This is a genomic window from Kribbella jejuensis, from assembly GCF_006715085.1.
GTDB classification, from domain to species: domain Bacteria; phylum Actinomycetota; class Actinomycetes; order Propionibacteriales; family Kribbellaceae; genus Kribbella; species Kribbella jejuensis.
This window is the reverse complement of the sequence record NZ_VFMM01000003.1, coordinates 108,269-119,665: the sequence shown is the minus strand read 5'-3', so window position 1 is coordinate 119,665 and position 11,397 is coordinate 108,269. Positions and strand designations below refer to the sequence as shown.

The window sequence follows — 11,397 nt, the reverse complement described above, 5'->3', positions numbered from 1 at the left end:
TCAGGAGATGGAAAATCAATCAAGCCAACGAAAGTACGTCGCCCAGATCGAACTGATCCTGGAGGCGTTCGGCAAGGAGGTCGAGGTCTACCCACCCGCCTGGGAGAAGGAGCCCGAGGGCGCGGAGTACCTGTACCGGACCGGCGTCGTCCTGGTCCGCGACGAGGACCTCACGCGGGTGATCGAGCTGTTCGAGGGCGGTCAGCCCGCCGAGGGTGGGATCGGCGGCGTCACCCGGCTGCTGCTGCCGGAGCGGGTCCCGGAGCAGGCTCCCGAAGATCGTTCGCCGACCCAACGATTCCTGCGGTACGCCGACCTGCGGCTCGGCCGCGGCGTGGTGACACCGGAGCACCTGTTCTACGTCTGCCCGAGCGTCAGCCCCTGTCCCGCGACGGAACCCGAGGAGGTACCGCCCGGCATTCCGCCCGACCCGGTGCTGCCGACACCCTTGCTGTCCGGCGGCGCCGCGGACGGCCGTGGCGTGAAGGTCGTCGTACTCGACGTCGGCTGGTCGGACGCGCCCGCGGCGTACTGGCTGAACGGTGTCACCGGCGACCCGGAGAACGCGTTCGACGGCTCCGGGCGGATCCGGCCGTACGCCGGGCACGGCACGTTCATCGCGGGTGTGCTGCGGGCGGTCGCACGCAACGTCGAGATCGTTGTCAAGAGCTACTTCACCAGCGCCGGGGCGATCTGGGAGTTCGACCTCGCACAGGCGCTCGACGAGGTCCTCGACCTGGCGCCGGACATCATCAGCCTGTCCGCCGGGACGCGGACCCGCCACAACCTGGCGCCGCTCGGGCTGGACGTGTTCATCAAGACCCGGCTGGACCGGATCAACGGCCTGGCGTTGGTCGCCGCCGCGGGCAACGAGTCGACCAGGGACTACTTCTGGCCGGCCGCGTTCCCGGAGTCGGTCGGCGTCGGCGCGCTCGCGGACAACGGGCGGGACCGCGCGTCGTACAGCAACTTCGGCGGCTGGGTCGACGTGTACGCACCGGGCACGAACCTGGTGAACGCCTTCCTCACCGGCGACTACGAGTGCACCGAACCGCCGAACACCGGTCAGCTGCGCTCGTTCCAGGGCATGGCACGCTGGAGCGGTACCTCGTTCGCGACGCCGCTGGTGGCCGGCCTGATCGCCGGCCGGATGTCGGTCACCGGCGAGTCGGCCAAGCAGGCCGCCGACGCGCTGCTCGCGTTCGCCCTCACGCAGCCGGAGCCGGGTACTGGTCCGGTCCTGCGGGCCGGCGACGCGCTCGCATCCCTCCCGTAGAAAGCGTGACGCGCCGACGCGGTGCGGACCTCCGGCCTGACCAACCGGACCCTCCGCACCGCGTCAGGCTCCCCCTCTACGCAGCCCCGCGCCGCCCTCCCCCCTGCAACGGCCCGAAGGCTTCCCCCACATTTCTGCGGAGTCACCCTCGGCGCGGGTTGATACACCCGGTGATCAGGAAAGTTTTCAACGAACGCTCGGCGTCGGATGCTCACAGAGGAACGGCGCCCGGTGTGCGCTCGAGTGGTACGCGTACTGCTTGCCGTCGACCTCCAGAACGGTCCGGTTCCCGTTCACCAGCATCTGCGCGTAGCGCATGCCCGGCTCGGGGCAGCCGAGGCTGCCGTCCGGCCAGGTCACCTCGGCCGAACTGATCACCTTGATCGCGGCGGCGTCGACGCCGAGCCGCTTCACCAGGTCGGCCTTGGCCTGCTCGACCAGACCCCCTGACGGCGTCGCCGGTTCGGAACTGCTACTCGTGCTCGGCGTCATGGACGGTTGTCCTCCACTCGTCGATTCGTTGCCGCACGCAACCACCATCGCACTCGTCGCCACGGCCATGATCAGTACCTTGCGCATCGCGATCACCTCTCAGCCTAGACGCCGTACGGTCACCGTTCGTTGCAGTGCCGGAACTGAGAGTTGGCTGAGAGCAGTTCACCTGGTGTTTCCCGTCCGGCAGCCCACGCCCGGAAGGATCCAGACCTCGGGAACCGTCATTGCCAAGGAGTCACACCATGTCTGTCGATCGTCGTTCCGTCCTCCGTGGTGCCGCCGCCGGTGCCGCCGGGGTCGGGTTCACCACCGTCGGCGCCGTGCCGACGCTCGCCGAGGCCGCGCCGGCATCACACGGCAGCAACGGCAGCAACGGCAGCAACGGCGGAGCGCCGTTCCCGCAGCACCGGCCCTTCCCGCCGCTGCTCGACGACCCGAACGGCATCCTCGCGCTGCCGGCCGGGTTCAAGTACAAGATCGTCACCAAGGCGGGCGAGACCAAGCTGAAGAGCGGCCACCCGACCCCGGCCCTACACGACGGTACGGCGGTGTTCGCCGCGAACCACGGCCGCTACCAGCTGATCCAGAACCACGAGATCGGCAGCGCGAGCGAGCTCGGCGTACCGCAGATCGAGGGCACTGTCTACGACAGCGGCGTCGGCGCGGCCGGCGGCTGCACGGTCATCGACGTCGACCGGGACGGCACCAACCTCGGCGAGTGGGTCGGCATCTCCGGCACGCTGACGAACTGCGCCGGCGGCCCGACCCCGTGGGGCACCTGGATGACGTGCGAGGAGACCGAGAACAAGGCCAACGGCACCACCCGGCTGAAGGACCACGGGTACGTCTTCGAGGTCTGGGGCGACGGCAAGACCGCGCACCCGGTCCCGCTCAAGGCCCTCGGCCGGTACGCGCACGAGGCGCTCGCGATCGACGAGGACCGCACCCATGTCTACCTGTCCGAGGACGCCTCCGGCCCGAACGGAACGTTCTACCGCTGGACCGCGCCGCGCGGCTACAAGCTGGGCCCGCGCAGCTGGCAGGACCTGCAGAACAAGGACTTCGGCACGCTCGAGGCGCTGGCCATCCTGGGAGACGACGGCAAGCCGATCCCGGACGTCGCATACCTGACCTCCGCGCAGCTGCTCCGGCCGTTCCGGGTCAAGTGGGTCGCGGTGCCGGACCGGGACGGCACCACGACGTCGGTGCGCAAGCAGTTCACCGACGGTCAGATCACCCGGGGCAAGAAGTTCGAGGGCGTCTTCGGCACCAAGCAGGGCGTGTACGTCGTGAACTCGTACGCCGAGTCCGGTACGGCGGACCTGCCCAAGGACGCGGTCCCGCACGACGGCATGGTCTGGTTCTACAACTACAAGACCGAGACCATCCAGCTGGTCACGTACTTCCCGGACAACGCCGCCGCCGACCTCGGCCCGGACGCGAAGTACGACGACTACAACTTCGACAGCCCGGACAACGTCACCGTCACCCCGTGGGGCTCGCTGGTGCTGGCCGAAGACGGCAACGCCAGCAGCCACGTGCTGAGCGCCACGCCGGGCGGGCCGACGTACGCGATCGCCCGCAACATGCTGAACGACTCCGAGTTCACCGGGCCGTCGTTCTCCGCGGACGGCAAGGTCCTGTTCGTCAACATCCAGACGCCGGGCATCACGCTCGCGATCACCGGCCCGTGGCGCGACTACCTCGGCTGAGCGCTTCGAGCAGGTTGACCGGGCGCGCGTCAGGTCCGACGCGTACCTCGTTCATCAGATAGCAGAAGGTGGTTTCCCGGCCCGGCCACGCGCCGTGCCGGGAACCGCCTGCTCCCGCGTGTCCGAACGCGTCCGGTTCATCGCCCATCCGGCCGTCTCCGGCCTGCAACTCGAAGCCTGCCCCGTACCGCATCGGACTCCCCCACGTCGGGTCGACGCCGCGGCGGATCTCCCGGCGGCCGAGCTCGACCGTCTCCGGACTCAGCACTCCAGCTGCATCGAGCAGTGAGGCGTAGAACTTCGCCATCCCGCGCGCAGTCGCGTAGCCACCGACCGCGGACAACCCGGCGGACCGGTATTCCGGGCTGTTCCAGATCTTCTCGGCACCTGGGATCCACAACGGGTTCGGCCGGTTCAGCTCGGTCCACGGACCGTCGACGAGGACGCCGGGCGGCGCGACCATCGCCGCGACCCGCCAGTGCAGTTCCTCGGGTAACCCGATCCACACCTCCAACTCGAGCGGCTTCGCGAACTCGTCCGCGAAGAACTGCGCCACGGTCCGCCCATCCACCCGCCGCATCAGCTCGTCCAGCAACCAGCCCCAAGTGATCGGGTGATAGACGAACCCCGCGCGAGCATCCGTCGCCGGCGCCTGCGCGGCCAGGTGTGCCGCCATCGCCTCGTGGTCCAGGAGGTCCGCGTACCCCGCCTCGACCCAGGGCAACCGCGCCTGGTGCGACAGCACCTGCGCCACCGTCGTGAGTTGTTTGCCCTTGGCACCGAACTCGGGCCAGTAGCGGCTGAGCGGATCGTCGAGTGCGATCAGCCCGCGTTGTACGAGCAGCAGGATGCACGCGGCGGTCAGGCCCTTCGTACCGGAGAACATCAGCTGGATCGTGTCGCGGTCCCACGGGCGGCCGGTCTCGGGGTCCGCCGTACCGCCCCACAGGTCGACCACCAGTTCGCCGCGGTGGTACGCGGCGAACGCCGCGCCCAGCTCGCCGTGTTCGGTGAAGTTCCGCTCGAACGCCTCGGCTACTTGTTCCCACATGGGAGTTGATAGTACTGATCGTTCTTATCTTGGTCCAGCTCGGTAGGGTGGACCCGTGGAGGTGGTGGCACGATGCCGGTGAAGGCTGGGGAACGACTCGACCCGGAGGCGACCCGCGCCCGGATCCTGAAGGCGGCCGCGGAGGTGTTCGGGCGGCGCGGGATCCACGCGGCCGGGATCAACGAGATCGTCGAGGCGGCCGGCGCGTCGAAGCTGACGATCTACAAGAACTTCGGTTCCAAGGAGGGGCTGGTCGAAGCCGTACTGCTGGACCGCACCCGACGCGTCCGGGCCTGGCACAACGAAGCCGTGGCCGGTGCGCCGGCAGGGCGCGGGCAGATCCTGGCGGTGTTCGACCTGATCGCGACCTGGTACGCCGAGCCGGGGTTCCGCGGCTGCGCGATGATGAACGCGGCGACCGAGGACCGCGCCCAGGACGCGGCTCCGCGGCGGCTCGCGCAGGATCATCTACGGTTCTACCGGGAGCTGTTCGAGCGGTTGCTCGTCGGCGCGCGCGATCCTGCGGTGACTGCGCGGCAGTTGGTCGTCGTACTCGAAGGCGCAACGCTGATCAGCGCGATCGACCAGGATCCCGGGCTCGGCGCGGAGGCGCGGGTCATCGTGGAGACCTTGCTCGACGCGGCATTCTGAGCAGTACGCCGATACACGCGAGTCCCGCCCCGGCCGCGACCAGGAACGCCGTACGGAAGCCGGCGCGCTCGGCGATCAGCCCACCGAGCGGACCCGCGACCATCACGCCGAGGTCCCAGAACGACGTCATCACCCCCATCGACACCCCGGGCCGCAGTCCCCGCACGCGATCCAGCGTCAGCGAGACGCAGGCGGGGTAGATCAACGCCATCCCGAACCCGGCGAACGCGGTCGCGACGATCGCCTGCCCCGGTCCGTCCGCGAGCGCGATTCCCACCAGCGCGGCAATCTCCACCGCGATCGTCACCACCGCCACCACGCGTCCGCCGTACCGGTCAACGAGCGGACTTCCGGCGAATCGCAGCAGCAGAAACGCCCCCGCAAACACACTCAACGCGAAGCCGTCGACGTGCAGGTGAGCCGCCCGCAACCGCAGCACCAGCAAGGCGGCGACGGTCCCGTAGCAGTAGGCCGCGAGCCCAATGATTGCCCCAGGCAACGGAACGCCGACAGGCACCAACTCCCGCACCCGAACGATCCGCCCAACCACCCGCCCCGGCTCGCCACGTGTCGTCAGCACGAGTACAACCGACGCCAGGCACAGCAGAACAACCGCCCACCAAACCACCGCCGTCGCGGAGTCTGTCGCCTTCGTGAGGAGCGTCGCCAGGACCGGGCCGGCGGCCAGGCCGCCCCACATCGAGAGGCCGAACCAGCCGGCCAATCGCCCGCGTTGGGCGGTGCGGGTGCCGGACAGGACCCACGGTAGGGCGGCCGAGAACAACGCCGCCTCCCCCGCACCCATCACGAGGCGGGCGAACAGCAACACAGGCAGCGAAGGCGCAAGCAGTTGCCCGAGGCCACCAACTGCCGCCAGGACTCCCCCAGTGACGACCACCGGGGGCGACCACCCCGCGTCCGCCAACCATCCGGCGAACGGCCGCCCGCACGCCGTCGCCAAGAAGGCGATCCCGATCGCGGTCCCACTGACCAGCGCACCCCCACCGAACTTGCCCGGCACGTACGTCGGCAACACCTGCAACGCCGCCCCGAATGCGAGATATCCGCACAGCACCGCCACCCACAACCGCCGCACCGGAACCCTCATGCGCTAGATGGTACCGCTGGTTACCATCTAATCGTCCAGCACCTCCCGAAGCACCCGGAGAACCCGTGGGTCGGCGACCGTGTAGAAGTGCTGCCGGCCGACGCGGCGGACCGTGATCAGGCCGGCGATGCGGAGTTTGGCGAGGTGCTGGCTGGCCGTCGCGACGCTGACGCCGGCCCGCGCCGCCAGCGTGCCGACGTCGTACGACCCCTGCGCGGCCAGCCACAGCAGGTGCAACCGGACAGGTGCCACCAGCAGACCGAACGTCCGAGCCGCGGCAGCCAACTCGCGCCTCGTCGGCCCAGCCGACACCGCGGGCTCGGACACTGTCAGCTCAGTAGATGTTCGACGGGCGGATCATGCCCTCGGCGAGGTCGCCGAAGCCGGGGGCGTGAATGGCGCCGGGGTTGCCGATGACTTCCTCGACGACCGCGGTCTCGGTCGTGATCAGCAACGCCGCGATCGATGCCGCGCTCTCCAACGCCGCGCGTGTCACCTTCAGCGGATCCATCACACCCTCGTCGAACATGTCGCCGTACTGTCCGGTCAGCGCGTTGAACCCCTGCCCCAGCGGCAGATCCGCGACCTTCTTCACGACCTCGTCGCCGTCGTACCCGGCGTTGATCGCGATCCACCGCAGCGGTTCGCGCAGCGCCCGCCGGACGACCTCGCGGCCGATCGCGTCGTCACCGGTCAGCTCGACGCGTGACACCGCGTCCTGCGCCTGGACGAGCGCCGTACCGCCGCCCGCCACCACACCTTCCTCGACCGCGGCACGAGTCGCCGCGAGAGAGTCCTCGACCCGCAGCATCCGCTCCTTCAGCTCGACGCTCGTCGCGCCCCCGACCCGGATCACCGCGACCCGCCCGGACAGCCGCGCCATCCGCAGCTGCAGGCTGTCCCGGTCAGCGTCGATCCGCGCCCGCTCGAACTGCGTCTCGAGCTGCGCCAGCCGCGCCTCGACCACCGCGGGATCACCGTGCCCGCCGACGATCGTCGTACCGTTCTCGCTGATCGTGATCCGGTCGCACGTACCGAGGTGCTCCAACGCGACCTCGCCCAGCTCCAACCCGGTGTCCTGCGCGATCACGTGCCCGCCGAGCGCCACCGCCAGATCCTCCAGCTCGGCGATCCGCCGATGACCGAACCCCGGCGCCCGGACGACGACCGACTGCATCGTGCCGTGCATGTTGCCGCCGACCAGGAACTGCAGCGCCGGCCCGGTCACGTCCTCGGCCAGTACCACCAGCGGCCGGTCCGCGCGCTTGGCGACCTCGACCGTCGGCATGATGTCCTGTACCTGGTTGATCTTGCGGTTGGTGAGCAGGATCAGCGGCCGCTCGTACACAGCCTCCATCCGCTCCTTGTCGGTGACCATGTACGCCGAGGTGTAGCCGTGGTCGAACTCGATCCCGTCGACGACCTCGACCGACAGTCCGAGCCCGTCGGACTCCTCGGTACTGACGACGCCGGTCCGCCCGACCCGCTCGACCGCCTCGGCGATCACCTCGCCGATCGACTCGTCGTCACCGGCCGCCATCGTCGCAATGTTTCGCAGGTCCTGCCCGCCGCCGACATCGGCCGCCCAGGAGCGCAGCGTCGCCACCACCACCGGTACGGTCTGCTCGATGCCCCGGCGTACCCGCATCGGGTTGGCGCCTTCGTCGACCGCGCGCAGGCCCTCGCGGACCATCGCCTGGGCGAGGACGGTCGCGGTGGTCGTACCGTCGCCGACCACGCCGTTGGTCTTCATCGCGACTTCCTTGACCAGCTGGGCGCCCATGTTCGCGAACGGTTCGCGGAGCTGGATCTCGCGGGCGATCGTCACCCCGTCGTTGGTGATCGTCGGCGGCCCGGTCAGCTTCTCCAGGACAGCATTGCGGCCCTTCGGCCCCAGCGTCACCTTGACCGCGTCGGCCAGGGCGTTCACCCCGGATTCGAGCAGCCGGCGCGCGTCTTCGTTGAACCGTAGTTCCTTGGCCATGATCAGACCGCCTCTCGGGTCACGGGATGAGGATCGCCCGGCCGCGGACCAGCCCGCGGCCGAGGTCGTCGATCGCCTGCTGGTAGTCGGCGAGCGCGTACTTGCTGGTGTGCAGGGTGACCTTGCCCTGGGCGGCAAGCACCATCAGCTCCTGCAGGTCGGTGTAGGAGCCGACCAGGTTCCCGACGAAGTTGATCTCGGTCGAGATGATGTCGATCGTCGGTACGTCGAGGTTCTCGCCGTACCCGACCACGTAGTAGTTGCCTGCTCGCCGCAACATCGCGACGCCCTCCGCGGTCGCACCGCCCTCGCCGACGAAGTCGATCACCGCTTGCGCACCGCCGGTGAGGTCCAGGACCTGTCGCACCTGGGTGCCGTCGGCAACGATGCCGTGGTCGGCGCCGATCGACACCGCGAGCGCGACGGCGGCCGGATTCCGGTCGACGACGACGAGCGTCGCGGCCGAGAGCGCCTTCAGTACCTGGATGCCGATGTGTCCGAGCCCGCCGGCGCCGATCATCACGCACACGTCCCCCGGACGCAGCGAGGCCGCCGCCTTCCGGACCGCGTGGTACGCCGTGAGGCCCGCATCCGCGAGCGCCGCGACGTCGGCCGGTTCCAGGCTGTCGTCGATGCGTACCACGCTGCGGGCCGTGGTCCGCAGGTACTCGGCGTACCCGCCGTCGGTGTCGATCCCCGGGAACCGGCTGTTCTCGCAGTGCACGTCGTCGCCGAACCGGCACGCCCGGCACAACCCGCAGGTGATCAGCGGATGCAGGATCACCTTGTCGCCGGGCTTCACGTTGCTGACCGCGTCGCCGACGGCCTCGACCCAGCCCGCGTTCTCGTGGCCGATCGTGTAGGGCAGCGCGACGCCGGACTTCTCCGCCCACTGCCCTTCGAGGATGTGCAGGTCGGTCCGGCACACGCCGGCGCCGCCAACGCGCACGATCACGTCGAGCGGGCCCTCGACCTTCGGTTCCGGTACGTCGGACAGCTTCAGGTCGGTGTGATAGCCGACCACTTGGACCGCTCTCATGCTGTGCTCCCATACCTTGTGGCCAGCAGTCCACGACAGAAGTGCGCATTGCCTTCCATCGAGATCCGTACCGACTTCGCGAACCGCAGCCGCAGCGGTACGTCCGCCGCGGCGAGCGCCTGACCTTCGTCGTCGACCACGAGCCGATCGGCCGGGTCGACCCCGAGTCCGACGGCGACCCGGCGGCGCAGCAACGCCTCCTTGTGTGCGCCATCGGGTACGTCGGCGAGCGTGACGAGATGGAGATCGTCCACCGTCACCTCGGTCGACCTGAGTAGTTGCTCCGCGCACCGTTCCATCGCCGCGGTGTGGGCCTTCACCCAGAAGATCCGCCGGAGCTCGTCCAGACTCTCCTCGGCCTCGACCCCGAAGGTCCCGACGTACCCGGCCTCCGCCGCGAGGCCGGCGTTGATCTTGTCCGAGTCGTGGTGGTCGTCCAGCTGCACCACCACGTCTCCGATCCGCTCGACCTTCCGGAGAGCGTCCAGTGCGTCGGACGCCATCAAGTAGGCGAAGTTCGGCGAGCAGAACGACGTCGGCAACCGCAGGTGCACGGTCACGTTCCCGTTCTCGATCCGGACCGAGCGGACGAAACCGAGGTCGGTGATCGGCTCGTCCAGCTCGGGATCGGTCACCGCCGACAGGGCCGCCAGGACCCTGTCGGACAGTGACTGACTCTGGGATGTCGACGCGACGGCGATCATGACCTTGCGCCCGCCGCGACCTCGGCCGGAGCATCACCGGCGTCCGTCGGCAACCGCAGTTCCGCCGGTACGTCGAGACCGTACAGCGCGGCCGCGTTCAGGCCGAGGATCTTCTTCTTCTGCGCCGTGGTGATCGGCGCGTACTCGGGCAGGTCGGCGGGGATCTGGAAGTCGACGAACTTCTCCACCAGCCACTTCGGCGTCCACAACGCGTAGTCGCTGGCGAACAGGATCTTGTCCTCGCCGAGCCAGTACAGCAGCTCGCCGATGATCTGCGCGAAATACTTCGGCCGCGCGTGCACGAACGGCATCGCGACCGCGAGACCGCCGTACACGTTCGACTCCTGGGTGGCGATCCAGCAGAAGTCCTCCAGCCGCGGGAGGCCGACATGCTCGACGATGAAGTTCAGGTCGAGGTAGTCGGTGGCGACCTTGTCGATGTCGGCGACGTCGAACGCGTCCCGGTCCAGCGGCCGGATCGTCGGGCCCTTGTGCACGTGGATGTTCTTGATCCCGAGCTCGAGACACTCCTCGAGGTACCGGCGCGACCACGGCTCGTCGAGCTTGTAGCCGCGGGAGTCGCCGTGCCACTCGGCGGTGTAGAGCTTGACGCCCTTCAGGTTCATCCGCTCGGCGTCCCGGCGTAGTTGCTCGAGGCCCGCTTCACCGTTGCGCGGATCGTAGGCGTGGTTGTAGGTGAGCTTGTCCGGGTGTTCGGACGCCAGCCCGAACGCCTCCTCGGTCTGGCCGAACCCGGTCTTGTAGAAGTCGCTCAGCAGGGTGGCCTGGAAGATCGCGTGGTCGGCGTACCCGTCCTCGAACACGTCCTTCATCAGCCGCTGGCCGCCGTAGTAGGTGTAGGTGTCGTAGTCCCACACGACCTCTTCCGGGCTCAGGTTGCGGTGGTAGTCGTAGAAGCAGTCGATGAACTGCTTGCCGTGCACGTTCTTCTGGTTCGACTCGCGGCCGTCCCAGATGTGCACGTGCGCGTCGACCACGTAGTACTTCTCGCCGTCCTTCTCGTACATGCCACGCCTCCTAGTGGACCGTGAGGTCGAAACCGATGTACTCCGCGGCGTCCTCCGGGCTGGCGAACAGCAGCGTCCGCTCGTCCAGGTGCACCATCCGGCCGTAGTGCGTCGAGCTGATCTCCTCGAACACCGACCCGTCGAAGTCCGAGCCGAGCGCGTCGGTCAGCTCGGCGTAGTCGAAGTCCAGTACGCCGGTACCGTCGACCCGGATCATCGACGGGTACTCGGTCAGCTCGACGCCGTCCTTGGCGCCCATCACGTCCGCGACCACGCGGCCGACCGGCGTGTTCATCAGCGTCACGCCGCACTTGTTGGAGAACTCGGTCTGGGATCCGAACTGCATCGC

At 68.9% G+C, this 11,397-nt stretch carries 12 protein-coding genes; 3 read left to right on the top strand and 9 right to left on the bottom strand.

Annotation, left to right across the window (positions count from 1 at the left end):
* The first annotated feature begins 7 nt into the window (after nt 1–7).
* Nucleotides 8–1,276 (top strand): S8 family peptidase, encoded by a 1,269-nt coding sequence (locus tag FB475_RS28245; RefSeq protein ID WP_141860047.1) that lies wholly within the window; start codon nt 8–10, stop codon nt 1,274–1,276.
* A 186-nt stretch (nt 1,277–1,462) separates the two neighbouring features.
* Here the strand turns inward: FB475_RS28245 and FB475_RS28240 are convergent, their stop codons facing one another.
* Entirely contained in the window at nt 1,463–1,855 is a 393-nt protein-coding gene (locus tag FB475_RS28240) for a hypothetical protein (RefSeq protein ID WP_141860045.1), read from the bottom strand.
* Between the two features lie 158 nt (nt 1,856–2,013).
* On the opposite strand from FB475_RS28240, the gene FB475_RS28235 reads away from it, so the two are divergent.
* The gene (locus tag FB475_RS28235) at nt 2,014–3,483 is read left to right on the top strand and encodes an alkaline phosphatase PhoX (RefSeq protein WP_141860043.1); all 1,470 of its coding nucleotides are present in this window, start codon (nt 2,014–2,016) and stop codon (nt 3,481–3,483) included.
* Here the strand turns inward: FB475_RS28235 and FB475_RS28230 are convergent.
* Complete coding sequence (locus FB475_RS28230; protein ID WP_141860041.1) at nt 3,452–4,534, bottom strand: serine hydrolase domain-containing protein; 1,083 nt, start codon at nt 4,532–4,534, stop codon at nt 3,452–3,454. The genes FB475_RS28235 and FB475_RS28230 overlap by 32 nt on opposite strands.
* A 72-nt stretch (nt 4,535–4,606) precedes the next feature.
* On the opposite strand from FB475_RS28230, the gene FB475_RS28225 reads away from it, so the two are divergent.
* A complete protein-coding gene (locus tag FB475_RS28225) occupies nt 4,607–5,185 on the top strand; it encodes a TetR/AcrR family transcriptional regulator (RefSeq protein WP_141860039.1) in 579 nt (192 codons plus the stop codon).
* Here FB475_RS28225 and FB475_RS28220 read toward each other — a convergent pair.
* From FB475_RS28220 to mimD, 7 genes are read right to left on the bottom strand one after another with little or no spacing between them, the layout of a single operon-like run.
* Nucleotides 5,151–6,293 (bottom strand): MFS transporter, encoded by a 1,143-nt coding sequence (locus tag FB475_RS28220; protein ID WP_141860037.1) that lies wholly within the window; start codon nt 6,291–6,293, stop codon nt 5,151–5,153. The two genes, FB475_RS28225 and FB475_RS28220, sit on opposite strands and share 35 nt — an antisense overlap.
* Before the next feature lie 27 nt (nt 6,294–6,320).
* Nucleotides 6,321–6,620: an ArsR/SmtB family transcription factor gene (locus tag FB475_RS28215; RefSeq protein WP_238332487.1), complete on the bottom strand. Its 300-nt coding sequence runs from the start codon at nt 6,618–6,620 to the stop codon at nt 6,321–6,323.
* Between the two features lie 7 nt (nt 6,621–6,627).
* Entirely contained in the window at nt 6,628–8,277 is a 1,650-nt protein-coding gene (gene groL / locus FB475_RS28210) for a chaperonin GroEL (protein ID WP_141860033.1), read from the bottom strand.
* Nucleotides 8,278–8,296: 19 nt separating this feature from the next.
* Nucleotides 8,297–9,316 (bottom strand): NAD(P)-dependent alcohol dehydrogenase, encoded by a 1,020-nt coding sequence (locus tag FB475_RS28205; RefSeq protein ID WP_141860031.1) that lies wholly within the window; start codon nt 9,314–9,316, stop codon nt 8,297–8,299.
* Entirely contained in the window at nt 9,313–10,020 is a 708-nt protein-coding gene (locus tag FB475_RS28200; RefSeq protein WP_141860029.1) for an iron-sulfur cluster assembly protein, read from the bottom strand. The genes FB475_RS28205 and FB475_RS28200 overlap by 4 nt, the downstream gene beginning before the upstream one ends.
* A complete protein-coding gene (locus tag FB475_RS28195) occupies nt 10,017–11,048 on the bottom strand; it encodes an amidohydrolase family protein (RefSeq protein WP_141860027.1) in 1,032 nt (343 codons plus the stop codon). The genes FB475_RS28200 and FB475_RS28195 overlap by 4 nt, the downstream gene beginning before the upstream one ends.
* A 10-nt stretch (nt 11,049–11,058) precedes the next feature.
* The gene (gene mimD, locus FB475_RS28190) at nt 11,059–11,394 is read right to left on the bottom strand and encodes a propane 2-monooxygenase effector subunit MimD (RefSeq protein WP_141861601.1); all 336 of its coding nucleotides are present in this window, start codon (nt 11,392–11,394) and stop codon (nt 11,059–11,061) included.
* Nucleotides 11,395–11,397 lie beyond the last annotated feature (3 nt).